Source organism: Pistricoccus aurantiacus, assembly GCF_007954585.1.
GTDB classification, from domain to species: Bacteria; Pseudomonadota; Gammaproteobacteria; order Pseudomonadales; family Halomonadaceae; genus Pistricoccus; species Pistricoccus aurantiacus.
Window position 1 is genome coordinate 1,093,457 of record NZ_CP042382.1, and the last position, 24,207, is coordinate 1,117,663.

Here is a 24,207-nt window from a genome sequence, read left to right on the forward strand (position 1 = left end):
GAAAAAAGCACCCGAAGGTGCTTGATTCGTACACTTGTTTGGTGGAGGCGGCGGGGATCGAACCCGCGTCCGCCGACACTCGCTCTTCGGCTCTACATGCTTAGGTTCGTCTTTTAATTTAACACTACAGCCTCCGACGAGCAGGATACTGTAGCGCGATTCCTCTAATATTTAGCAATTGACGCGAGAACAAAGTCAATCGCGATCCTATCCGCTTTAGCTCATATCCCCGCGGCGATAGATAGGCACATCGCGTTGGGGCCAGGCTAACCACTAACAGCTGTTAGGCTGCCAGGGCACCTTGAGCGTAGTTTTCGTCGTTTGCGACTATTTAATCGTGATATTGGATTTACGAGATACATCACACTCTCGGCATGCACCTAGGAGGTTGTCATCGGCGTCGAAGCCATGTCGCCCCCAATTGCGCTTTCAGTCTATCAGATGGGGACGATGCAACGCCAGTTCAAGTGGTGGCTTCAATGTTCGCGCATGATCCTTGCTTTTTGTCGGTTCCAATCGCGTTCCTTTTCGGTGGCACGCTTGTCGTGCAACTTCTTACCGGTGACCAAGGCAAGTTCGCATTTGACCATGTTGCGTTTCCAGTAGAGCTTCAAGGGCACGCAGGTGTGACCTTTTTCCTGGGTGCGCGAGAATATCTTGGCAATTTCCTTGCGATGCAGCAGAAGCTTGCGAGTTCGCGTGGGATCCGCCAACTCATGGGTACTGGCGGTATTCAACGGTGTGATGTGACTGCCCAGCAGCCAGGCTTCGCCATTTTTGATCAAGATATAGGTGTCGGTAAGCTGTGCCTTGCCCGCACGCAAACTTTTGACCTCCCAGCCGGCCAAGGCAAGACCCGCTTCGAAGGTTTCTTGAATATGATATTCAAAGCGCGCTTTCTTGTTCTGCGCGATGACGTGACTGCTCGGGCCTTTGCCCTTGCCTTTCTTGTTGGCCATGGAACCTCATATCTCGATTTGCCTTGAGCCATCTTCCTTGAACTGCATAGGGAAGGTGGGGGGAAGCGTGCTAGTATTCAAGGCCTGACGAATCAATCGCCTATAATACGCCCAAGCCCCGGTAAAGTCAGTGGAGAGGCACATGCCAACGGTTAACCGAACCGCCCTGGTGCGGCATTCCCCCAAGGCCATGTTCGATTTGGTCAATGATTTCGAGCGTTATCCTGAGTTTCTTCCGGGCTGTCGCAGCACGCGGCTGATCGAGCGCGATGAGCATCATATGGTAGGTGAGATGACACTGGCCAAGGCGGGTATCGAGCAGAGTTTTACTACACGTAACGAACTCCATGAGCCGAATCGCATCGACCTTTCACTGGTCAGTGGCCCGTTCAAACGACTCGATGGCCACTGGCATTTTATTCCCATGGGGGAGGATGCCTGCAAGGTCAGCCTGGAAATGGAATTCGAATTTGCCAATCGGATACTCGGCATGGCATTCGGCAGACTGTTTCAGCAGGTAGCGGGGCAGCTGGTGGATTCTTTCACACGACGTGCCGATCAGGTATATGGAAGATAAGGAGCCAATTCCCTTTTTCTCGAAGGTGACCATCGAAGTGGCTTTCGCTTTGCCGTCGCATCAAAAGATCGTCATCTTGAACGTGGAAGCAGGAACGACAGCGAGGCAGGCGGTAGCTCTAGCCGAGCTCGAACAGTACTTTCCCGAATTACCCATAGATACATTCACTCAGGCAGATCTGGGTATCTTCGGGAAGCCGCTGCGCGATCCCGCGACTTACGAAGTGCGCGAAGGCGATCGTGTCGAGGTCTATCGACCGTTGATCATCGATCCCGTGAGCGCACGAGCGCGGCGTGCAAAAACTGCTCGCTCGCCGCGTCGAGCCGACAGCTAACGAACGTCGGTGCTCTCAAGGCCGGTCTGGCGTCGTGTTGTCGATAGGGTTGCCGGGCTCGCCGACGGCAGTCTCTCCTCCGGATACGCGCCGCGACTGTCGATCGATCAGGTTGCCCGTAGGAATGACAGCCTCGCTAGCTGCAGGCCCCACCCCTTGCTGACCGGTGAAGTCTGGTAGCCCGGTCAGATCGCCGCTGGTTTGAATGTCCACCAGCCGATCGCCGGAGAAAGACAAGGTAGCACGCCGCTGGTCGACCCCTGCATAGGCCTTGTCGAGACGAAAAACATAGTTCCATTGGCTGTTGTCGAAGGGTGCCGGCGCCATTGGACTGCCCATGATCGACTCTACTTGACTGCGACTCATGCCCGGTTGGAGCTGTGCCACCATATCCTGAGTGACAAGATTGCCTTGGGACAGGTCGCGCTTGTAGACACCAAAGTAGCTACAGCCGCCCACCAGTGAGAGAGCAACGGAAAGGGTGACGGTTCTAATCAGCTTTTGCATTTGCGCCTTTTCTTCACTATCGTTGAGTCGGTCGATCATACCCGACCTCACACGTTACTGCGAAGAGCAACCATGGCCGATCAGAACCATGAACTGCGCAAAGTAGGCTTGAAAGTCACCTTGCCGCGGATAAAGATACTCCAGATTCTCGAGAATGCCCCGGAGCAGCATCATCTGAGCGCCGAGGATGTTTATAAATCGCTGCTGGACGCAGGTGAAGATGTCGGACTGGCAACCGTCTATCGCGTATTGACCCAGTTCGAAGCCGCAGGCCTAGTGGTGCGGCATAACTTCGACGGGGGGCACGCGGTATTCGAGCTTTCCCATGATGAACACCATGATCACATGGTGTGTCTCGATAGCGGCGAAATCATCGAGTTTTTCGATGAAGCCATAGAGCGCCGCCAGAAGGAAATCGTCGAAGAGCACGGTTTCGAGTTGGTCGATCATGATCTCGTGCTATATGTCCGTCCCCGGGGGTCACGAGCAACCCGCATGGAAGGCGGCAAAAATAGCCGTTAGACGTGTTGTCTCAAGCTTTGAATACCCAATGCCGATCCTGACGAGTCGGCATTGTCGCATTTAGACGCTTCATTCCAGATAGGTTAATGGTGGGCATGCTGGCTGGCATCCAACATTTCTCGGGCGTGTGCCAAGGTACGCTCCGAGAGTTTAATGCCTCCTAGCATTCTTGCCAGTTCGCTGACCCGTCCCGCCTCATCCAACAGCGCCATGCGCGTCGAGGTGGCATTGCGCTCGGCCTGTTTTTCGATATGCAGATGCTGATGCGCCTGGGCCGCCACCTGAGGCAGATGGGTCACGGTCATCACTTGGCCATCGCTTCCCAATCGCCGCAGCAGTTGGCCGACGATTTCCGCGGTAGCGCCGGAGATACCTACGTCCACTTCGTCGAAGACCAGGCTAGGGATGGTCGAATGGCTGGCGGCTACCACCTGAATGGCTAGGCTGATACGCGAAAGCTCGCCGCCGGAGGCGACCTTGGCCAACGGCCGTGGGGGCTGGCCGGGATTGGTGCTGATTAAAAACTGCACGCTATCCAATCCATCCGGCGCCGGTTGGCTGCGCTCCTTCACGGCAACTTCGAACTGGGCTTTGCCCAAGGCAAGGAACGTCAGTTGGTTTTGAACTTCCTTGGCCAGCCGTACTGCCGCCTTGCGGCGCGCCGTGCTGATCGTCTTGGCTTGACGACGCCATTCCTCGCGAAGAGTTTCCACTTCTTCAGCAAGAGCCTCAAGATCCTGTTCGCCCCCCTCGAAACCGGCAAGCTCCCGATGCAGCTTCTGGTGAAGCTCATGCAGCTCTTCTGGCATAACATGATGCTTGCGGGCAATGCGGTGGGCTTCGCTCAGGCGCTCATCGACCCAGGCCAGACGCTCCGGATCAAGCTCCGTGGTGTCTGCAAAGCGTGCAAGCTCGCGAACCGCTTCCTCGGCTTGAATGCGCGCATCCCCGAGCATGGCAAGCACGTCCGCGAGAATGCCGCGATCGCTTCCCGGCAAGGGGGCAAGATGGTTTACCGCTTGATTCAATAAGGTCAGCGCGCCTCCGTCGTCACTGTCGCAGCACTGTCTGGCAAACTGAGCTTCCTGCAGCGTCTCTTCCGCGTGAGCGAGGGTTTCCTGCTCGCTTTCGAGCGCCTTCACTTCCTCTGCCGCCAAAGCGAGTTGGTCGAGTTCCTCGACCTGGTAGCGAAGAAGCTGGCAACGTGCCTGCAGTTCGTCGCCGTCTTCTGTCAGCTGCTTCAGGCGTCGATTCTTCTCCTGCCAGCGGCGATAGAGAATCGCCAGTTCGCGCACCTTGTTCGCGTGACCCGCGAAATCATCCAGCAGACGCAGGTGCGTTTCTTCCCTTAACAAAGCTTGATGGGCGTGCTGGCCGTGTATCTCGATCAGATGCTCGCCAAGCGCCTTGAGATCGCTGATGGTGGCGGGTTGGCCATTGATCCACGCTTTGGAGCGCCCACCAGCGGTAACGACCCGGCGCAGCAAACAGTCGTCACTGGACAGTTCACGGCTTTCGAGCCAGGCCTGCGCCTCGGGAAGCGCGGCAATATCGAAACGCGCGCTGAGATCCGCTTGCTCGCAGCCATGACGAATGCTGCCCGCGTCGGCGCGCTCGCCTAAACATAGGCTCAAGGCACCCAGCAGGATCGATTTGCCCGCGCCGGTTTCACCGGTAATGGCGGTCATGCCGCCGCCAAGCTCCAGGTCGAGCTTATCGACGATGGCGTAGTCGCGAATGGCTAATTGCACCAGCATGAGCGTCTCCTGCTCGGGTCGCTGTTTATTGACATGTTCGTTTATACAGTAGTCGATAATGGCGGACAACCACCAGTTTTATCCACATTCCGTCCTTGAGTTCTTGTCAAGCATCCCCATATAGGCAGCAAATCAATTAGCCGAAACGGCTAGCAAATCGTCAACAGTCAGTCGCCAATACGGCCAAGCGCCGTTTTTTGCTGTCAGGAGACTCTCCCATGGCTAGAGATACCCAGACTCCTCTGGATGAAGAAATCGAACGGGCCGTCCGCGATGCGGAGCCTCAGGTAGAAGAATTCGAGGACGAACTGCAGAGCCCCGATGACGCCCAGGATGCGCTGGAGGCCATCGAAGCGGAAGCGGATGCGGATAACATCGTCGAGGCGGACTCGGAGGCTCTCACGGCTCGAGTGGAGGAGCTGGAGCAACGCCTGGCGGAAACTCGCGATCAGGCGCTGCGCGCCGCGGCGGAAACTCAGAACGTGCGTCGGCGTTCCGAACAGGAGGTCGACAAGGCGCGTAAGTTCGCCCTGGAGAAATTTGTCAAGGAACTGCTGCCGGTAGTGGACTCCCTGGAAAAAGCGCTTGAAGCCATGGAGGAAGAGGCAAGCGATGCCCACCGCGAAGGGGTTTCCATGACCTTGAAGATGCAACTCGATGCACTTAGGAAGTTCGGCGTCGAGGTGGTGGATCCTCAAGGCGAGCCCTTCGACCCGCAATACCATGAAGCCATGGCCATGGTGCCCAATCCGGAACTCGACCCCAACACCGTGATGGAGGTGATCCAGAAGGGCTATCTGCTCAACGATCGCCTGGTTCGCCCGGCGATGGTGGTGGTAAGTCAGGCGGCTAAGTGAACGTTAACCAATGTGGCGCCAAGCCTTGAAATGATCCGGGCGGGCCCCACATAAACGTCAGCTTCGCGGCGATTGTCGCACGGTTCAAATCAACACTATTCGCAAAACGTAAAACTTTCGAGGATTTCCTATGGGACGCATTATCGGTATTGACCTGGGGACCACCAACTCTTGTGTTGCCGTACTGGACGGTGGTCAGGCCAAGGTCATCGAAAACGCTGAAGGCGGACGTACCACGCCTTCCATCATCGCCTACACCGATGACGGTGAAACCCTGGTGGGCCAGGCGGCCAAGCGCCAGGCGGTCACCAATCCGGAAAACACCCTGTACGCCATCAAGCGCCTGATCGGTCGTCGCTTCGACGACGACGTGGTGCAGAAGGACATCAAGATGGTGCCATACACCATTACCAAGGCGGACAATGGTGACGCCTGGGTGGAAGTGAAAGGCAAGAAGATGGCGCCGCCGCAGGTCAGCGCGGAAGTGCTCAAGAAGATGAAGAAGACCGCGGAAGACTATCTCGGTGAAACCGTCACCGAGGCGGTCATCACCGTGCCGGCCTACTTCAATGACTCCCAGCGTCAAGCCACCAAGGACGCCGGTCGTATCGCCGGTCTCGACGTCAAGCGTATCATCAACGAGCCTACCGCGGCGGCGTTGGCTTATGGCATGGATAAGGCTCGTGGCGACAAGACCATCGCGGTCTATGATCTGGGCGGCGGCACCTTCGATATCTCTATCATCGAAGTGGCGGATGTCGACGGCGAGACCCAGTTCGAAGTGCTGGCCACCAACGGCGACACCTTCCTGGGCGGCGAAGACTTCGACATGCAGCTGATCAATTACCTGGTCGATCAGTTCAAGGCTGACAGCGGCATGGATCTGTCCGGGGACAAGCTGGCCATGCAGCGTCTCAAGGAAGCCGCAGAGAAGGCCAAGATCGAGTTGTCCAGCGCCCAGCAGACCGATGTCAATCTGCCCTATATCACCGCGGACAACACCGGACCCAAGCACCTTAACGTCAAGGTGACCCGAGCCAAGCTCGAGTCCTTAGTGGAAGAGCTGGTGCAGCGTTCTCTCACGCCCTGCAAGACCGCGCTTTCCGACGCCGGCCTGTCCGCGTCCGAGATCGACGACGTCATTCTGGTGGGCGGTCAGACCCGCATGCCGCTGGTGCAGAAGAAGGCCGCCGAGTTCTTCGGCAAGGACGCCCGCAAGGACGTCAACCCGGATGAAGCCGTGGCCGTGGGTGCGGCGATTCAAGGTGGCGTGCTGGGCGGCGATGTCAAGGACGTACTGCTGCTCGACGTGACGCCGCTGACCTTGGGGATCGAGACCCTGGGCGGCGTGATGACGCCCTTGATCGAGAAGAACACCACGATTCCGACCAAGAAGACTCAGACCTTCTCCACCGCGGATGACAATCAGACCGCCGTGACCATTCACGTGCTGCAGGGCGAGCGCAAGCAGTCCAGCGGCAACAAGTCACTGGGTCGCTTCGACCTGGCGGACATTCCGCCGGCGCCGCGCGGCATGCCGCAGATCGAGGTCGCTTTCGACCTGGACGCCAACGGTATCCTCAACGTCTCCGCCAAGGACAAGGCGACCGGCAAGGAGCAGTCCATCGTCATCAAGGCCTCCAGCGGTCTTTCCGACGACGAGATCGAGCAGATGGTGCGCGACGCCGAGGCTCACGCGGACGAGGACAAGAAGTTCGAGGAGCTGGTGCAATTGCGCAACCAGGCGGACGGCATGATTCACGCCACTCGCAAGACCCTAGAAGAAGCCGGCGACAAGGCCAGTGCCGACGAGAAGCAGAAGATCGAAACCGCGATCAGCGAGCTTGAAGAAGCACTAAAGGGCGACGACAAGGACGAGATTCAGAAGAAACTCGATACCTTGACCGAAGCCTCCGGCGAACTGGCTCAGAAGATGTACGCTGAACAGGCGCAGCAGGGCCAAGGCGCAGCGGAAGGCGAGAGCGCCAAGAAGGATGATGACGTGGTCGACGCCGAGTACGAAGAAGTCAACGACGATCAGAAAAAGCAGTAAACCACGATTGAGTCACGGATGACGCCAGCGCGGGGGATGCCTCCCGCGTTGGCGTTTCCGCGACGGCGCTACGGAGGCGGACGATTCCATGTCCAAACGCGATTATTACGAAATCCTGGGCGTCGAGCGTGGGGCCGATCAAAAAGAGATCAAGAAGGCTTACCGGCGTCTCGCCCAGAAATATCACCCCGACCGCAATGCCGGTGACAATAGTTCTGCGGAAAAATTTCGCGAAGTGTCCGAAGCCTACGAAGTGCTGGCGGATAACGAAAAGCGCGCCGCCTACGATCAGTTCGGCCACGCGGGAGTCGACGGCCAGGCTGGTGGCTTCGGCGCCGGCGGCTTTGGCGGTGCCGGTGCCGGCGGTTTCAGCGATATCTTCGGCGACGTGTTCGGCGATATCTTCGGTGGAGGCGGTGGCGGACGCCGTCATCCCAATGCGCCTCAGCGCGGCTCGGATCTGCGCTACAACCTGGAGCTGGATCTGGAAGATGCGGTGACGGGTACCAGCGTCGATATTCGCGTGCCGCGTCATGTGGAGTGCGGGCGCTGCGACGGCGAAGGCGCCGAGCCGGGTTCCAGCAAGGAAACCTGTCCGACCTGTCACGGTCATGGCCAGGTGCGCATGCAGCAGGGCTTCTTCGCCGTGCAGCAGACCTGTCCCACCTGTCACGGCAGCGGCCAGCATATCAAGGTGCCCTGCCATGAATGTAACGGCCAGGGCCGGGTACGCGAAACTCGTACCCTGTCGGTGAAGATTCCCGCCGGCGTGGATACCGGCGACCGTATTCGCCTCAACAACGAAGGCGAGACCGGCATCAACGGCGGCCCACCGGGGGATCTGTACGTCCAGGTAGCGATCAAGCCCCACCCGATCTTCCAGCGGGACGGCAAGAACCTGCACTGCGAAGTACCGATCAACTTCGTCGATGCGGCCCTGGGGGGCGAGCTGGAAGTGCCGACCCTGAACGGCCGGGTCAAGCTTAAGATCCCTGCGGAAACCCAGACCGGCAAGCTGTTTCGCCTGCGCGGCAAGGGTGTCAAGCCGGTGCGCGGCGGCACGCCTGGCGACCTGATCTGTCGAGTCGCCCTGGAAACCCCGGTCAAGCTCACCGAGCACCAGAAGGATCTGCTGCGCAAGTTTCAGGAAAGCCTCGGTGAAAGCAACAGCCACTCACCGAAGAAAAGCAACTTCTTCGACGGCGTGAAACGCTTCTTCGAGGACATGAAATCCTAGGTTTGCGCCACAAGTGTCCGAAAAGCCCCGTGCTTCGTGAGAAGGCGGGGCTTTTCTCTATCCGCCATCAAAGCCATCCCGCGCGCTTGAGCCGCCAGTAGAGTCCGCCGCAGATCGCGCCCATGGACAAGAGTGCCATGGGGTAGCCAAGGCGCCAGTCCAGTTCCGGCATGTGGGTGAAATTCATGCCCCAGATGCCGGCGAGAATCGTTGCCACGGCGAAGATCGCCGCCCAGGCGGCCAGCCGCTTATGCACCTCTCCTTCATCGATGGCCACGATGGAAAGGTTTACCTGGATAGCGACGATGATCATCTCGCGGATCGAGTCCACCGCGGATTCGATACGATGCAGGTGATCGTAGACATCGCGAAAATACTCTCCCGTTCCGCTACACAGCACCGGCACCCGGCCACCGAACAGGTGCGTGGTCGCTTCCGCCAGCGGTGTGGCGGCATGCTTGAGCTGCATGGTCTGGCGCTTGAGCTGATAGAGCCGCTCCAGGCTTTCCCGGGCCGCGCTCTTGAGAAATATCTGATCCTCGATGCTCTCGAGCTCCGCCTCCAGGGCTTCGATGACCGGGAAATAACGATCGACGATGGCGTCCATCAGGGCGTAAAGCACAAAAGCCGGACCCTGTTTCAGCAGCTCCGGCTCATTCTCGCAGCGCCGGCGTACCGCCGTGAATCCTTGACCCGAATGCAGCCGTACCGACAGTACATAGCCGGGGCCGGCGAAAACCGCCAGCTGGCCGGAATTTACCTCGCTGTCCCACATGGTGACCATATGCATAACCATGAATAGTGCCTCGCCGTATTCCTCGAGCTTGGGACGCTGATCGCCGTTCAAGGCATCCTCCACCGCCAATTCGTGAAGATCGAAGATACCTTGAAAGAGGGCCATCTCTTGCGCATCCGGGTTCTGCAGTGCCACCCACACGAAGCGCTCCGGTTGGTCCAGGTAGTCGCCGATCTCTCTGGGCTGGATATCTTGCAAGCGGCGGCCCTGTTCGTAGACGACGCAGTTGACGATCATGATTCGTCGCTCGCGTACTGATGCTCCCTGGTCCTGTTACTGACTCGAGCCAGCCCCCAGATGACGATCAGCTGAAGCAGCGCGCCGATGCCCAGCAGCAGATAGGGCGACTCGATCAGAATGCTCAGCAGGTACAGCGCCCCGGCGATGGAAGCGGGCACTATCGCGTAGGGAATCTGGGTACGCACGTGGGCGATGTGGTCGGAGCCGGCGAAGATCGAGGACATCACCGTGGTATCGGAGATCGGCGAGCAGTGATCGCCGAAGATGGCGCCGGAGAAGATCGCGCCGATGGCGACCTGTACCAGCACGATATCACCCATGGTGTAGGCCAGGGGCACGCCGATGGGCGTAAGGATCGCCATGGTGCCCCAGGAGCTGCCGGTGGCGAAGGAAATCAGCATGGCGATAGCGAAGATGAGAATCGGCAGCAGGGCAGGAGATAGCCAGCTTTCGGTGGCCTCGATGATATGCTCCCCGGCGTCCATGGCATCGGTGACGGTGCCGATGGTCCAGGCGAGCACGATGATCACCAGCGCCGGCAGCATGATGCGAAATCCCGACAGCAGCGTATGCTCGCAATCCGCCAAAGACATGCGCTGGGTCAGGGCGATGATCAGGCCGGTCAGGGTCATGGCGAAGGCTGCCCAGCTTAGTGATACCGCCACGTCCGTATCGGCGAGGGCGTCCATCAGCGACTTGCCCTCCTGCATGCCGCCGCCGGTATACCACAGCGCCCAGCCGCTCACGCCGATCAATGCCACTAGCGGCAGCAGGAAGTGCCAGAGACGGCCCTCGTCGGTATGCGGCTCGCCCAGCTCACCCTCGACGCTGAGCAGCGGCGTGTCTCCCGGAGCGACCAGGTCGCCGCTTTCCTTGGCGCGACGCTCCGCTTTGCGCATAGGGCCGAAATCCCCCAGCAGCACGATCATGGGGATCGAGGCGAGACACAGCAGCGCGTAGAAATTCCAGGGAATCGACTGCAGGAAGACCCAGTAGGGTTTCTCCGTGGTCAGGCTGATGGAGACGAAGGCGGCGGCGATCAGGGACACCTGGTAACCGATCCAGTCGGAAACCGGCCCCAGTGTGGCCATGGGGGCGGAGGTGGAATCCAGCACCCAGGCGAGCTTCTCCCGGGACACTCGCTGGCGGGCGGTGACGTCCCGGGAGGCGTTGCCGACGATGACCGAGTTCACGTAGTCGTTGAAGAAGATCAGCATGCCCAGCGCCCAGGTCAGCAGCAGAGAGCCTTTCGAGGTGGAAACTCTGCTTCCCAGCCAGCGGGCCACCGCGTGGGAGCCACCGATCTTGTACATGAAGGCCGCGCCGGCCCCCAGCAGGGAGGTCAGCACCAGAAAGCGCGCGTTCCATTCATCGGTCATCACCTCGGCGAACCAGTCGAAGGTCTGGCCGATGGCGGAGATCGGGTCGCCGGTGACCAGCCAGCCGCCGATCCAGATACCCATGAATAGCGACAAATTGACTCGTCGGGTGGTTAGAGCCACCAGCACCGCGGTTAGAGGCGGGATAAGTGAAATCAAGGCGTCCATCAGGCGCTCCTTTCCCAGACTTCGATGGCGGCGACCAGGTCTTCCAGAGACGCCCCCACGGACTTGAACAGAGTGATGGCCGAGGCGTCGCTGCGACCGGGCCTGTCGCCACGCAAGAGTTCGGCAAGATCGGCGCGAATGGCATCGAAGGTGCAGGCGCCGTCCTCGACGGCCTGCAGCAGGTCGCCGGCTTCGCCTCGGGCCCCGGCATGAGTATCCACGAACACCTCGCTGCGGGAAAAGCACTCGCCGTCGCTTTCGCGCATGTCAGGCCTGAAAGCGCCCACCAGGTCTAGGTGAGTGCCCGGCTTTAGCCAGGCGCCTTGAACGATAGGTCGCGTGGATAGCGTCGCGCAGCTGACGATATCCGCCTTGCCGACGGCAGCTTTAAGATCGTCGACGGCGACGCAGTCGAAACGCTCCGCGTATGCTTTTGCAAGGTGCCTGGCCTTGTCGGGATTGCGCCCCCAGATTCGGACTTGCTTGATCGGACGCACGCTGGCATGGGCTTCGATCAGCATCGGCGCCAGCTTGCCGGTGGCGACGAGCAAGAGGGATTCTGCATCTTTCCTGGCCAGCTCCCGGGCCGCCAGGGCGGAGGCGGCGGCAGTACGTCGGCGGGTGAGTTCGCTGCCGTCGATACAGGCCAGAGGCCGACCGTGGTCGCCCTCGCAGAGCAGATAGACGCCGGAGATCGCCGGCAGGCCGTGTTCGGCATTTTGCGGAAAGACATTGACCATCTTCACGCCGATATAACCCTCGCGCTGCCAGGCGGGCATGATCAGCATAGTGGCCTCGCCATCGACGCGCTGCATGGGGTGATGGTGACGCGGCGGTGCCTCGACGCCTTCGCGAAAGGCCTGCGCCATGCGTTCGATCAAGGAATCCCAGGTCAGGGCGGCGGCAACCTCTTCTGCGCTGATCAGCTGCATGGCGGACTCTCTTTTAATTAGCATATTTCTGGTGTGCGGGAGTATGAGCTTTGGCTACTAGCAATATAAATGCTTTAAACTGTAGAACCTTTTGCTACCTCATGCAGCGGCTCGACTCTTAACAAGGAGCAGGAATGTCACGGGAAACCATCGTTCTGGGTGCCGGCATGGTCGGAGTCTGTGTGGCGTATCATCTTGCTCGTCGTGGGCGCTCGGTGGTCCTGGTGGACCGCGAGCCGCCGGGGCGGGAAACCTCCTATGGTAACGCTGGGCTGATTCAACGCGAGGCGGTGCAGCCGCATCCCTTTCCCCGTGATCTCGCTACCCTGTGGCGGGTATTGCCCAATCGCAGCATCGACGTTCGCTATCGCCTGGGCGCCATGCTGAAGACCGCTGGCCCGCTGCTGCAGTACTGGCGAAATTCCTCGCCAAAGAACTACGCGCGTATCGTGCCGGAATACGCCTCGCTGATCATGCGCTGCACCGATGAGCACGCGGCGATGATCAAGGCGGCGGGTGCCGGGGCGCTGGTCAAGAAACGCGGCTGGTTCGATGCCTTTCGCACTTCCAAGGTCTTCGACGAGCAGTGCGCCAACGCGCGAGACATGCAGGAGCGCTTCGGCGTGAAGTATCAGGCGCTGGATCGTTCCGCGCTGCAAGCCAAGGTGCCGCATCTTTCCGATGCATTGAAGGGCGCCATTCACTGGACCAACGCCTGGGCGGTAACGGACCCTGGCGCCCTGGTGCAGGCCTACGCTCGAGCGTTCGAGAAGCTCGGCGGGCGCATCGAGCAGGCGGAGGCCAAGAGCTTCACTCATACTCAAGCCAGCTGGAACGTCTTCACCAGCAAGGGCAACCTGGAGGCGGAGGAGCTGGTGGTCGCTCTGGGTCCCTGGTCCGCCAACTGGCTCGAACAGCTGGATTACCGGCTGCCGATGTTTCCCTTGCGGGGCTACCACATGCACTACGCTGCTCAGGGTGGCGCTCGGCTCAATAACTGGCTGATGGATTATGAAACCGGCTACCTGCTGACGCCGATGCGTCGGGGGATTCGCTTGACCACCGGGGCGGAAATCGACCGCCTGGACGCGCCGGCCAGCAGCGCCCAGCTCGATGCCGCCGAGATAGAAGCCAAGAAGATTTTTCCCTTGGGTGAGCGGCTAGACAGCGAGCTCTGGAAGGGCGCGCGCCCTTGTATGCCGGATATGAAGCCGGTGATCGGTCCGGCCCCGCGTCACAAAGGTTTATGGTTTGCCTTCGGTCACGGGCATCAGGGTTTTACCCTGGGGCCGGTCACCGGACGGCTGCTGGGCGAGATGATAGACGGTGAAACGCCGGACGTAGATATGCAGCCGTTTCGCGCGGACCGCTTTTGACCCTCGGATCTTCCCCCGTCGCCAACGCCCACTTGGGCATGGTCTTGTGGGCGCTATTGGTGGGGCTGTCTTTCCCGGTGGTGGGCTGGATCAGCGAGCTGCCGCCGCTCTTGCTCACGGCGCTGCGCTTCGCGATCGCCGCGCTGGCGCTGTATGGCCTGGCGCGACGCGCTCCGGATTGGCGGCCAAGCCCTGTGGCGTTTGCGCTCTATGCGGTGATGGGGCTGTGCCTGGCGGGATTCTTTGGCGCCATGTTCTGGGCGGCGCATCGTGCCACGGCACTTTCCATGGCAACCCTGTTCGTCAGCGTACCCTTGCTGGCCTATTGCCTGGGGCTCGCCGCCCGGGTCGAGCGGCTGGCCTGGCGACTGCCGAGTATTCTGGCTCTGGGGGCGGCTGGCGCTCTGGGACTGGCCTGGGCGGATTCCCGCAGTGAGGGGGCGGGCCTGCGGTTCGGTCTTGGCGAAGCGGTGTTCTTTCTCGGTTGTGTCTCCTCGGCGCTGTATCCGGTGCTGAGCAAGTGGGGGCTGATGATCCGACTGCTTTCCCCGTCGCCGGCGGTGCGCACTTTCTGGAGCCTGGCCATCGGTAGCCTGCTGATCGGCTTCGTTGGGCTTATGCTGGAGCCAGTGTCGAGTCTGCGGCAGATGACCGCGCTGGACGCGCTGCTGCTGGCCTATTTGGGGCTCTTTTCCAGCGCCATGACCTTCTGGCTGCAGCAGCGCGCCACCAACGAGCTGTCCCCGGGGGCGGTCACCGCCTACAGCTATCTGATACCCTTCGTTTCCATGCTGCTGCTGTTCTGGCAAGCGCCTCGGCAGATTGGCTGGGCGTGGCTACCGGGAAGTTTGCTGGTGATAGTCGCGATCGTACTATTGTTGAAGCGTGGCAGCGCCACGGTATAGGGCTTTATTATACTCTGCGTCACTTATCCTTTACTCGCCTGATTCAGGAGTCCACATGTCCGCAACCGCCCCCCGTATCGCCATTGTCGGTGTCGCCGGTCGCATGGGTCGTACCCTGGTTGCCGCCGTGGAGCAAGACGCCGGCGCCGTATTGGGCGCTGGTATCGTCGAGCCGGGTAGCTCTCTTGTCGGAGCGGATATCGGCGAGCTGGCGGGGCTGGGCCGGCTTGGCGTTTCAGCGGTGGATTCCCTGGAGGCGGCGGAGGAGGATTTCGACGTGCTGATCGATTTCACCGCGCCCCGAGTCACCTTGGCCAACCTGGCTTTCTGCGCCGAACACGGCAAGCGCATGGTGATCGGTACCACCGGCCTGAACGATGAGGAACTCGCCAAGCTTGACGAGTATCAGGAGAAGCTGCCTTTCGTGTTCGCTCCCAATATGAGCGTCGGCGTGAACCTGACCCTCAAGCTGCTGGAAACCGCCGCGAAGGCGCTGGGAGATGAAGGCTACGATATCGAAGTGATCGAGGCGCACCATCGCCACAAGGTGGACGCGCCTTCCGGCACGGCGCTGAAGATGGGGGAAGTGATCGCCGACAGCCTGGGGCGCGACCTCAAGACCCACGGCGTCTTTGAACGAGTCGGGCAATGCGGGCCGCGGGATGCCAAGGAGATCGGCTTCGCCACGCTGCGTGCCGGGGATATCGTCGGCGAGCATACGGTAATGTTCGCCACCGAAGGCGAGCGCATCGAAATCACCCATAAGGCTTCGAGCCGCATGACCTTTGCCCGGGGCGCCGTGCGCGCCGCGCGCTGGGTGGTGGACAAGCCCGCCGGGCGTTACGCCATGCAGGATGTCTTGGGATTTAATTGAGAAGATGTCGCCCGGGCTGGCGAAGATCACGGGTATCCTGTAGCATTGCAAAAATTTTGGCCGGGCGCTCGTGTAGGCATCGAGTTTAGCGCTTGTTGAAACGGCCTAGGCATAAAAAGGCCCAAGAGCAAAGAATCGACAAGCGGGATGAAACCGGTCGCCATCGGATTCGTCCCGCTTTTTTACGGCCTGCGGTTTTGCGCAAGCGACGGATTTCACGCAAGAGCCAGTCAAACTATCGAGTCAGTCGGAGTCGGGGAGCCTCGTACCGCGAGGCTCCTCGCCAGCATGGGAGGAAGGTGCGTTGCAAAAACCCGCGATATTAGCCTTGGAAGATGGCAGCGTGTTCCACGGTGTTGCCATCGGGGCTGAAGGCCAGACCAGCGGAGAGGTGGTATTCAATACTGCTATGACCGGTTACCAGGAAATTCTCACCGACCCTTCCTATTCCCGCCAGATCGTCACCCTGACCTATCCGCATATCGGCAATACCGGCGTCAATCGCGAGGACATGGAGTCCAGCCGCATCCAGGCGGCGGGACTGGTGATCCGCGATCTTTCCCTGATGGCCAGCAACTTTCGAAGCGAGCAATCCCTGGATGCCTATCTCGAGGAAAGCGGCGTATTGGGCATCGCCGAGATCGATACTCGCCGCCTGACGCGCCTGCTGCGGGAAAAGGGCGCGCAGAACGGCGCGATTCTGGCGGGTAGCGATGCCCAGAGCGGTGACGCGGTGGAGCGCGCCCTGGCGGCGGCTCGTGAGTTTCCCGGGCTCAAGGGCATGGACCTGGCCAAGGAGGTCACCTGCAGCGAGCCCTACGAATGGCACGAAGGCGCCTGGCGGCTGGGCCAGGGCTATACGGACATGCGCGAAAGCGAGCGGCTCTTTCATGTGGTGGCCTATGACTTCGGCACCAAGTACAACATTCTGCGTCTGCTGGCGAGCCGAGGCTGCCGCCTGACCGTGGTGCCGGCTCAGACCCCGGCTGCCGATGTGCTGGCCATGGCCCCGGACGGTATCTTCCTGTCCAACGGCCCCGGCGATCCGGAACCCTGCGATTACGCCATCGAGGCGATTCAGGCTTTCCTGAAGACCGACATCCCGCTGTTCGGCATCTGCCTGGGACATCAGCTATTGGCCCTAGCCAGCGGCGCTAGCACCGTCAAGATGAATCACGGCCATCACGGCGCCAATCACCCGGTGCAGGATCTCGACAGCGGCCAGGTATTGATCACCAGCCAGAATCACGGCTTTGCCGCCAGCGGAGAGGGTTTGCCGGACACCCTGCGTGTCACCCATCGCTCCCTGTTCGACGGCACCCTGCAAGGCATCGAGCGCACCGACGGCCCGGCCTTCAGCTTCCAGGGACACCCGGAAGCCAGCCCAGGCCCCTGCGACGTGCTGCCGCTGTTCGACCGCTTCATTGCGCTGATGCAGGCACGCCGCTGAGTTCGCCTCTGCCTTCCCGGTCGCTGTGGCGCCCGGCGCCTGTGACTGACACCTTATTCTTGGGGGAATTTTCATGCCCAAACGTACCGACCTCCAAAGCATTCTGATCATCGGCGCGGGCCCGATCGTCATCGGTCAGGCCTGCGAATTCGACTACTCCGGCGCCCAGGCCTGCAAGGCGCTGCGCGAAGAGGGTTATCGGGTCATTCTGGTCAACTCCAACCCGGCCACCATCATGACCGATCCGGCCATGGCGGATGCCACCTATATCGAGCCCATCACCTGGCAGGCGGTGGAGAAGATCATCGAGGCCGAGCGTCCGGACGCCATTCTGCCTACCATGGGCGGTCAGACTGCCCTGAACTGCGCGCTGAACCTCGACAAGCAGGGGGTGCTGGCGAAGTACGGCGTGGAGATGATCGGCGCCGATGCGGACGCCATCAACAAGGCGGAAGATCGGGATCTGTTCGACAAGGCAATGCGCAACATCGGCCTGGAGTGTCCCAAGGCCAAGGTTGCCCATGCCATGGAGGAGGCCTGGGAAATTCAGGCGGAGCTTGGCTTTCCGGTGATCATCCGGCCTTCCTATACCATGGGCGGTTCCGGCGGCGGCGTGGCCTACAACAAGGAGGAGTTCGAGGAGATCTGCACCCGCGGCTTCGAGCTCTCCAGCAACCATGAGCTCTTGATCGACGAGTCGCTGCTGGGCTGGAAGGAATACGAGATGGAAGTCGTTCGCGACAGGAACGACAACTGCATCATCGTCTGCGCCATCGAGAACTTCGATCCCATGGGTATTCACACCGGTGACTCCATCACCGTGGCCCCGGCCCAGACGCTGACGGACAAGGAATACCAGATCATGCGCGACGCCTCCCTGGCGGTGCTGCGGGAGATCGGCGTCGAAACCGGCGGCTCCAACGTGCAGTTCGGCGTCGATCCGAATACCGGGCGCATGGTGGTGATCGAGATGAATCCTCGGGTCAGCCGTTCCTCGGCGCTGGCCTCCAAGGCCACCGGCTTCCCGATCGCCAAGATCGCCGCCAAGCTGGCGGTGGGCTATACCCTGGACGAGCTCCAGAACGACATCACCGGCGGCGCGACGCCTGCGTCTTTCGAGCCTTCCATCGATTACGTGGTCACCAAGATTCCGCGCTTCACCTTCGAGAAGTTCCCTCAGGCCAACGACCGCCTGACCACCCAGATGAAATCCGTTGGGGAGGTGATGGCCATCGGTCGCACCTTTCAGGAATCCCTGCAGAAAGCCCTGCGCGGACTGGAAACCGGTAAAAACGGCCTGGACCCGGTGGTGGAGGATTTCAGCGAGGAAAGCCTGGCTCGTATCAAGGGCGAGCTGCAGGCGGCGGGGGCGGAGCGCATCCTGTATATCGGCGATGCGATGCGGGCCGGAATGAGTGTCGAGGACATCTTCGCGCTGACCAATATCGATCCCTGGTTCCTGGTCCAGCTCGAGGACTTGATTAACACCGAGGCTTGGGTGGCCGAGCAATCGCTGCCCGAGCTCGATGCCAAAGCGTTGTACCGCCTCAAGCGCAAGGGATTCAGCGATGCCCGGCTGGCGGCGCTGCTCGGCGTGGCGGAAAATGAGGTGCGCAAGACCCGCCACCAGCTTGGCATTCGTCCGGTCTACAAGCGGGTGGATACCTGCGCCGCGGAGTTCGCCACCAGCACCGCCTATATGTACTCCACCTATGAGGAGGAATGCGAGGCGGAGCCCAGCGAGCGCCAGAAGATCATGGTGCTGGGGGGTGGTCCCAACCGTATCGGCCAGGGCATCGAGTTCGACTATTGCTGCGTGCATGCGGCGCTGGCCATGCGCGACGATGGCTATGAAACCATCATGGTCAACTGCAATCCGGAAACCGTCTCCACGGACTACGATATCAGCGACCGGCTGTATTTCGAGCCGGTTACCCTGGAGGACGTGCTGGAGATCGCCGACAAGGAAAAGCCCGTCGGCGTCATCGTGCAGTTCGGTGGCCAGACGCCGCTCAAGCTGGCGCGGGATCTGGAAGCCGCCGGGGTGCCGATCATCGGCACTACCCCGGATGCCATCGACCGGGCGGAGGATCGCGAGCGCTTCCAGCAGATGATCGACAAGCTGGGTCTCAAGCAGCCGCCCAACGCCACCGCCCGCAGCTTCGAAGACGCCTTCGCCAAGGCGGAGGCGATCGGCTACCCATTGGTGGTGCGCCCCAGTTACGTGCTCGGCGGTCGCGCCATGGAGATCGTCTACGACGCGGAGGAGCTCGAGCGCTACATGACCCACGCGGTCAAGGTCTCCAATGATTCCCCGGTGCTGCTGGATCACTTCCTCAACGCGGCGATAGAGATCGATATCGACGCGATCAGCGACGGCGAGCAGGTGGTCATCGGCGGCATCATGCAGCACATCGAGCAGGCCGGGGTGCATTCCGGCGACTCCGCCTGCGCCTTGCCGCCGTATTCTTTGCCCCAGGAAGTACAGGACGAGATGCGCGCTCAGGTCAAGCGCATGGCCCTGGAGCTTGGCGTCGTCGGCCTGATGAACGTGCAACTGGCCTGGCAGGATGGGGAGATCTACGTGATCGAGGTCAATCCTCGGGCGTCCCGCACCGTGCCCTTCGTCTCCAAGTGCATCGGCGTCTCCCTGGCCCAGGTGGCGGCTCGCTGCATGGCAGGCAAGACCCTGGCGGATCAGGGTTTCGAGAAGGAAATTCTGCCGCCTTTCCATAGCGTCAAGGAAGCGGTATTCCCCTTCAACAAGTTTCCCGGGGTCGACCCGATCCTGTCGCCGGAAATGAAGTCCACCGGGGAGGTCATGGGTTCCGGCGATACCTTCGCCGAGGCCTTCTACAAGGCGCAGCTAGGCGGTGGCGACGCCGTTCCGCCGCTGACCGGGGAACGCAAGGCGTTTCTGTCCGTGCGCGATCCGGACAAGGCGGGCATTATCGAGGTAGCCGATTCTTTGCTAGCATTGGGTTTCACACTTTGTGCCACCCGCGGTACCGCCCAGGCGCTGGAAGCCGCCGGACTTTCAGTGGATACCGTCAACAAGGTATTCGAGGGGCGCCCGCATATCGTCGACATGATCAAGAACGACGAGGTGGCCTATATCGTCAATACCACCGAGGGTCGTCAGGCCATCAGTGATTCCTCGGTCATCCGCCGCACCGCTCTTGCCCGCAAGGTCGCCTACGCCACTACTCTGGCGGGGGCCCGAGCGGTGTGCATGGCGCTTGCCTACGGCAATGAAATCACGGTAAGGCGGTTACAGGATATGCATGCAGGAGCAAGTCAATGAATAGGGTGCCGATGACGGTTGCGGGTGAAAGCCATCTGCGTAGCGAACTCGAACAGCTCAAGAGCGTTGAGCGCCCCCGGGTGATCAACGCCATCGCCGAGGCGCGGGAGCACGGCGATCTCAAGGAGAACGCCGAATATCATGCGGCCCGGGAGCAGCAGGGCTTCATCGAAGGGCGTATTCAGGAAATCGAAGGCAAGCTTGCCGGCGCCCAGGTGATCGACGTGACCCAACTGCCCAAGACCGGCAAGGTCATCTTCGGGGTGACCGTCGAGCTCTACAATATGGAAACCGAAGAAGAGATGCGCTATCGCATCGTCGGCGAGGACGAGGCGAACATCAAGGAGGGCAAGATCTCCGTGACCTCACCCATCGCTCGGGCCCTGATCGGCAAGGAGGAAGGCGACGTGGTGACGGTCAGAACGCCCAAGGGCAACGTGGAATACGAGATCGTCAGCGTCGAGCACCTGTAATTCGGCAGATCGAAGAGTGAAGACGAAAAGGCCGCTCAATCGAGCGGCCTCTTTCGTTGGAGAAGGACTCTTCCTGCTTCTTTCGCCTCAGTGCCTACCGTGATGGTTTTCGAAGCGCTTGATGTTGGAAAGCTTGGGATTGGCCCTGGCGTTGTGACGGTAAAGAAGCGCCACCTTGCCGATTGTCTGTACCAGTTCCGCCCCGCTTTCCGCGAGCAGCTTATCGAGAACCTCGGCCCGCGCTTCGCGCTCGGTGATCGCCAGCTTGACCTTGATCAACTCATGGTCTGACAGAGCGCGGTCGAGCTCCGCCAGAACACCTTCCGATACGCCGTTTTCCGAAACCATCACCACTGGATCAAGGTGATGGCCAATGCCGCGCAATGCTTTCTTTTGTGCCTGTGACAAGCTCATGGTATCGTTGAATGTCCTGTGTTTACCAAGTTTCCTGATGCGGAGATAGTACGGTGAAATCGGATATAGCGAAACCGTACTAGCGAAGACACAGGCATGAAACGGCGTCGTCAAGACCAAGCGATGCTTGCGCTAAGAATTCCCTCGGATGATATTGTGCCTCGCTCCAACAAGCGCTCCACGCCGCGTGCCAGCAAGACCAGTGCCGGTTGGCTGAAAGAACATTTCGACGATGCCTACGTGCAGCGCTCCTGGCAGGAGGGTTATCGTAGCCGCGCCAGCTACAAGCTGCTCGAGCTGGATGCCAAGGACAAGCTTTTTAAGCCGGGCATGACGGTGATCGATCTGGGCGCCGCCCCGGGTGGATGGAGCCAGGTAGCCGCGGAAAAGGTGGGCAATGAAGGTTGCGTCGTGGCTTCCGATATTCTGGAGATGGATGCCTTGGCAGACGTTTCCTTTATACAGGGCGATTTTACCGAGGATGCTGTGCTCGAGGCGATCCTCGATATTTTGGGGAATCGCCCGGTTGACCTTGTGATGTCGGACATGGCCCCCAATATGAGTGGCATGACGGCAATCGACCAGCCTCAGGCCATGTACCTGGTGGAGCTGGCGCTGGATCTGGCGCGCCGGACGATGGCGCCAGGAGGCAGTTTTCTTGCCAAGGTGTTTCAAGGTGAAGGCTTCGATGCTTATTTGAAGATGTTGCGACGTGACTTCCGCCGAGTGGTGACGCGCAAGCCGAACGCTTCGCGCGCGCGTTCTCGGGAAGTCTACCTGTTGGCGGAAGGTTATCGAGGCTAGCAGTAGCAGCGGAAGAAAATAGCGCCATGCTATTGCTGCCATGGTAAGTGGCATGCAAGAAAGATGGGTAGGATAGTGCCGAATGACTATAGCCCGGCGGGTATCTGACAGAATTCGAACGTAACGATTGAACGTTACCGATTTCTTCAGTGTCGAACCAGCAGGCAAGCGGTTGTCGAAGGTACAATCGCCAAGAGCATCGGTGGATCGTTTTCAGCAATGAGGGTATTCCCTTGAATGATATGGCGAAGAACCTGATCCTGTGGTTGGTCATCGCGGCGGTGCTGCTGACGGTGTTCAACAATTTCAGTGTCGACAGCTCACCGCAGACGATAAACTATTCCCAGTTCGTCCAGCAGGTGCAAAATAACCGAATCCGTTCGGTCACCATTGACGGCTATACCATCACTGGTGAGCGCGAGGATGGCTCCAGTTTCCAGACGATTCGTCCCTCGGCGCAGGATCCAAAGCTGATGGATGACCTGCTGGCCAATAACGTCACCGTGGTAGGCAAGAAACCCGAGGAGCAAAGCCTCTGGACACGCCTGCTGATTGCCAGCTTCCCGATTCTGATCATCTTGGCGATCTTCCTGTTTTTCATGCGGCAGATGCAGGGCGGCGCCGGCGGCAAGGGCGGCCCAATGAGCTTCGGCAAGTCCAAGGCCAAGCTGCTGTCCCAAGACCAGATCAAGACCACCTTTGCCGATGTGGCCGGCTGTGACGAAGCCAAGGAAGAGGTGGAGGAGCTGGTAGATTTTCTTCGCGATCCTACCAAATTCCAGCGTCTTGGCGGCACCATTCCCCGCGGCGTGTTGATGGTTGGTCCTCCGGGCACCGGTAAGACTCTTCTGGCCAGATCCATTGCCGGCGAAGCCAAGGTACCGTTCTTTTCGATTTCCGGTTCCGACTTCGTCGAGATGTTCGTCGGTGTGGGCGCGTCTCGAGTGCGTGACATGTTCGAGCAGGCAAAGAAGCAGGCGCCTTGTATCATCTTCATCGATGAAATCGACGCGGTGGGTCGTTCGCGCGGCACCGGCATGGGTGGCGGCAATGACGAGCGGGAGCAGACCCTCAACCAGCTGCTGGTGGAAATGGATGGTTTCGAAGCCAACGAAGGCATCATCGTCATCGCCGCTACCAACCGACCGGACGTGCTCGACCCTGCCCTGCTGCGCCCGGGCCGCTTCGACCGTCAGGTCACCGTGGGACTGCCGGATATTCGCGGTCGCGAACATATCCTCGGCGTGCATCTGCGCAAGGTACCGCTGGGGGATGACGTCAAGCCATCGCTGATCGCTCGGGGAACTCCGGGTTTCTCCGGGGCGGATCTGGCCAACCTGGTCAATGAGGCAGCGCTGTTCGCCGCCCGGCGCAACAAGCGCCTGGTCAGCATGGAAGAGTTGGAACTGGCCAAGGACAAGATCCTGATGGGCGCCGAGCGCAAGTCCATGGTCATGACGGACAAGGAAAAGCTCAATACCGCCTATCATGAGTCCGGTCACGCGATCATCGGCTTAGTGATGCCGGAACACGACCCGGTTTACAAGGTGACGATCATTCCTCGCGGTCGCGCCTTGGGGGTCACCATGTTCCTGCCGGAACAGGATCGCTACAGCCTGTCTCGACAACAGATCATCAGCCAGATCTGCTCGCTGTTCGGCGGCCGTATCGCCGAGGAAATGACCTTGGGGCCCAACGGGGTGACCACCGGCGCTTCCAACGATATCAAGCGTGCCACGGAACTCGCTCACAATATGGTGGCCAAGTGGGGCCTGTCCGATGAGATGGGGCCGCTCATGTACGATGAGGATGAGTCGCACCAGTTCATGGGCATGGGTAGTCAGGGTGGCATGCTCAAATCCGGCGAAACCACCACCAGGCTTGACAAGGAGGTGCGTCGTATCATCGACGAGTGCTACGCGGAGGCCAAGCGTATCCTCGAGGAGAATCGTGACAAGCTCGATATCATGGCGGAGGCCTTGATGCAGTACGAGACTATCGATGCGACACAGCTCAAGGATATCATGGAAGGCCGCAAGCCTCGCCCGCCGGCGGACTGGGACGGTGGCGACGCCAGCGGCGGCTCGACGATCTCTCAGGCACCGGATCAAGAGCCCCAAGCCAGCCAGTCGGACGAGGGCGATGAAGCGGACGATGACAAACCTCGTCGACGTCCCTCGGATCCTTTGGGCGGTCCCGCCGGTCATTGAATCGCAGGGACTTGAATCCATGCTAAAGTCATCCCCGCACGGTGAGGCGCTCTCTTGGGCGCCTCGCGGTTTTTTGTCC

Annotated in this window: 21 protein-coding genes and 1 other RNA gene; 14 read left to right on the forward strand and 8 right to left on the reverse strand. The window is 60.2% G+C overall.

Annotation, left to right across the window (positions count from 1 at the left end):
• Window positions 1-39 precede the first annotated feature (39 nt).
• Both ssrA and smpB read right to left on the reverse strand, forming a co-directional pair.
• Window positions 40-419, reverse strand: a transfer-messenger RNA (tmRNA) gene (gene ssrA / locus FGL86_RS05235).
• Window positions 420-476: 57 nt separating this feature from the next.
• Window positions 477-959, reverse strand: coding sequence for an SsrA-binding protein SmpB (smpB, locus tag FGL86_RS05240; protein WP_147183602.1), 483 nt, complete (start codon window positions 957-959; stop codon window positions 477-479).
• A gap of 142 nt (window positions 960-1,101) precedes the next feature.
• Between smpB and FGL86_RS05245 the strand changes: the two genes are divergently transcribed.
• Window positions 1,102-1,536: a type II toxin-antitoxin system RatA family toxin gene (locus tag FGL86_RS05245; RefSeq protein ID WP_147183603.1), complete on the forward strand. Its 435-nt coding sequence runs from the start codon at window positions 1,102-1,104 to the stop codon at window positions 1,534-1,536.
• On the forward strand, window positions 1,526-1,870 hold the full coding sequence (locus FGL86_RS05250) for an RnfH family protein (protein WP_147183604.1): 345 nt from the start codon (window positions 1,526-1,528) through the stop codon (window positions 1,868-1,870). Before FGL86_RS05245 ends, FGL86_RS05250 begins: the two co-directional genes overlap by 11 nt.
• A 15-nt stretch (window positions 1,871-1,885) precedes the next feature.
• On the opposite strand, the gene FGL86_RS05255 is transcribed toward FGL86_RS05250, so the two are convergent.
• A complete protein-coding gene (locus FGL86_RS05255; RefSeq protein ID WP_147183605.1) occupies window positions 1,886-2,377 on the reverse strand; it encodes an outer membrane protein assembly factor BamE in 492 nt (163 codons plus the stop codon).
• 72 nt (window positions 2,378-2,449) lie between these two features.
• On the opposite strand from FGL86_RS05255, the gene fur reads away from it, so the two are divergent.
• The gene (gene fur, locus FGL86_RS05260; protein ID WP_147183606.1) at window positions 2,450-2,899 is read left to right on the forward strand and encodes a ferric iron uptake transcriptional regulator; all 450 of its coding nucleotides are present in this window, start codon (window positions 2,450-2,452) and stop codon (window positions 2,897-2,899) included.
• Between the two features lie 83 nt (window positions 2,900-2,982).
• Here the strand turns inward: fur and recN are convergent, their stop codons facing one another.
• Window positions 2,983-4,656 (reverse strand): DNA repair protein RecN, encoded by a 1,674-nt coding sequence (recN, locus tag FGL86_RS05265; protein WP_147183607.1) that lies wholly within the window; start codon window positions 4,654-4,656, stop codon window positions 2,983-2,985.
• A 218-nt stretch (window positions 4,657-4,874) separates the two neighbouring features.
• On the opposite strand from recN, the gene grpE reads away from it, so the two are divergent.
• The 3 genes from grpE (at window position 4,875) to dnaJ (ending at window position 8,803) form a co-directional block, all read left to right on the forward strand.
• Entirely contained in the window at window positions 4,875-5,513 is a 639-nt protein-coding gene (gene grpE / locus FGL86_RS05270) for a nucleotide exchange factor GrpE (RefSeq protein WP_147183608.1), read from the forward strand.
• Window positions 5,514-5,643: 130 nt separating this feature from the next.
• Window positions 5,644-7,566, forward strand: coding sequence for a molecular chaperone DnaK (gene dnaK / locus FGL86_RS05275; protein ID WP_147183609.1), 1,923 nt, complete (start codon window positions 5,644-5,646; stop codon window positions 7,564-7,566).
• Window positions 7,567-7,654: 88 nt separating this feature from the next.
• Window positions 7,655-8,803: a molecular chaperone DnaJ gene (gene dnaJ / locus FGL86_RS05280; protein WP_147183610.1), complete on the forward strand. Its 1,149-nt coding sequence runs from the start codon at window positions 7,655-7,657 to the stop codon at window positions 8,801-8,803.
• A gap of 67 nt (window positions 8,804-8,870) precedes the next feature.
• Here dnaJ and FGL86_RS05285 read toward each other — a convergent pair whose 3' ends face one another.
• Genes FGL86_RS05285 through lhpI form a run of 3 tightly spaced genes read right to left on the reverse strand, consistent with a single transcriptional unit; the run spans window position 8,871 to window position 12,318 of the window.
• Window positions 8,871-9,836, reverse strand: a complete 966-nt coding sequence (locus FGL86_RS05285) for a magnesium and cobalt transport protein CorA (protein ID WP_147183611.1) — start codon at window positions 9,834-9,836, stop codon at window positions 8,871-8,873.
• Window positions 9,833-11,386 (reverse strand): Na+/H+ antiporter NhaC family protein, encoded by a 1,554-nt coding sequence (locus FGL86_RS05290; RefSeq protein ID WP_147183612.1) that lies wholly within the window; start codon window positions 11,384-11,386, stop codon window positions 9,833-9,835. Before FGL86_RS05290 ends, FGL86_RS05285 begins: the two co-directional genes overlap by 4 nt.
• Window positions 11,386-12,318: a bifunctional Delta(1)-pyrroline-2-carboxylate/Delta(1)-piperideine-2-carboxylate reductase gene (lhpI, locus tag FGL86_RS05295; protein WP_147183613.1), complete on the reverse strand. Its 933-nt coding sequence runs from the start codon at window positions 12,316-12,318 to the stop codon at window positions 11,386-11,388. The genes FGL86_RS05290 and lhpI overlap by 1 nt, the downstream gene beginning before the upstream one ends.
• Window positions 12,319-12,452: 134 nt before the next feature.
• Here lhpI and FGL86_RS05300 point away from each other — a divergent pair, with 134 nt between their 5' ends.
• From FGL86_RS05300 to greA, 6 genes are all read left to right on the forward strand, one after another.
• Window positions 12,453-13,694: an NAD(P)/FAD-dependent oxidoreductase gene (locus FGL86_RS05300; RefSeq protein WP_147183614.1), complete on the forward strand. Its 1,242-nt coding sequence runs from the start codon at window positions 12,453-12,455 to the stop codon at window positions 13,692-13,694.
• Window positions 13,691-14,599 (forward strand): DMT family transporter, encoded by a 909-nt coding sequence (locus tag FGL86_RS05305; protein ID WP_246131734.1) that lies wholly within the window; start codon window positions 13,691-13,693, stop codon window positions 14,597-14,599. The genes FGL86_RS05300 and FGL86_RS05305 overlap by 4 nt, the downstream gene beginning before the upstream one ends.
• A 55-nt stretch (window positions 14,600-14,654) precedes the next feature.
• Entirely contained in the window at window positions 14,655-15,473 is an 819-nt protein-coding gene (gene dapB, locus FGL86_RS05310) for a 4-hydroxy-tetrahydrodipicolinate reductase (protein ID WP_147183615.1), read from the forward strand.
• A 304-nt stretch (window positions 15,474-15,777) separates the two neighbouring features.
• Window positions 15,778-16,923: a glutamine-hydrolyzing carbamoyl-phosphate synthase small subunit gene (carA, locus tag FGL86_RS05315; RefSeq protein WP_147183616.1), complete on the forward strand. Its 1,146-nt coding sequence runs from the start codon at window positions 15,778-15,780 to the stop codon at window positions 16,921-16,923.
• A 73-nt stretch (window positions 16,924-16,996) separates the two neighbouring features.
• Window positions 16,997-20,227 carry a carbamoyl-phosphate synthase large subunit gene (carB, locus tag FGL86_RS05320; RefSeq protein WP_147183617.1) on the forward strand — a complete coding sequence of 1,077 codons (3,231 nt, stop codon included), beginning with the start codon at window positions 16,997-16,999 and terminating at the stop codon, window positions 20,225-20,227.
• The gene (gene greA, locus FGL86_RS05325) at window positions 20,224-20,700 is read left to right on the forward strand and encodes a transcription elongation factor GreA (protein WP_147183618.1); all 477 of its coding nucleotides are present in this window, start codon (window positions 20,224-20,226) and stop codon (window positions 20,698-20,700) included. Before carB ends, greA begins: the two co-directional genes overlap by 4 nt.
• 87 nt (window positions 20,701-20,787) lie before the next feature.
• Here the strand turns inward: greA and yhbY are convergent, their stop codons facing one another.
• Window positions 20,788-21,114, reverse strand: coding sequence for a ribosome assembly RNA-binding protein YhbY (yhbY, locus tag FGL86_RS05330; RefSeq protein WP_147183619.1), 327 nt, complete (start codon window positions 21,112-21,114; stop codon window positions 20,788-20,790).
• 123 nt (window positions 21,115-21,237) lie between these two features.
• On the opposite strand from yhbY, the gene rlmE reads away from it, so the two are divergent.
• The gene (rlmE, locus tag FGL86_RS05335; RefSeq protein ID WP_147186089.1) at window positions 21,238-21,918 is read left to right on the forward strand and encodes a 23S rRNA (uridine(2552)-2'-O)-methyltransferase RlmE; all 681 of its coding nucleotides are present in this window, start codon (window positions 21,238-21,240) and stop codon (window positions 21,916-21,918) included.
• Window positions 21,919-22,151: 233 nt separating this feature from the next.
• Window positions 22,152-24,128: an ATP-dependent zinc metalloprotease FtsH gene (gene ftsH, locus FGL86_RS05340; protein ID WP_147183620.1), complete on the forward strand. Its 1,977-nt coding sequence runs from the start codon at window positions 22,152-22,154 to the stop codon at window positions 24,126-24,128.
• The last annotated feature ends 79 nt before the right edge of the window (window positions 24,129-24,207 follow it).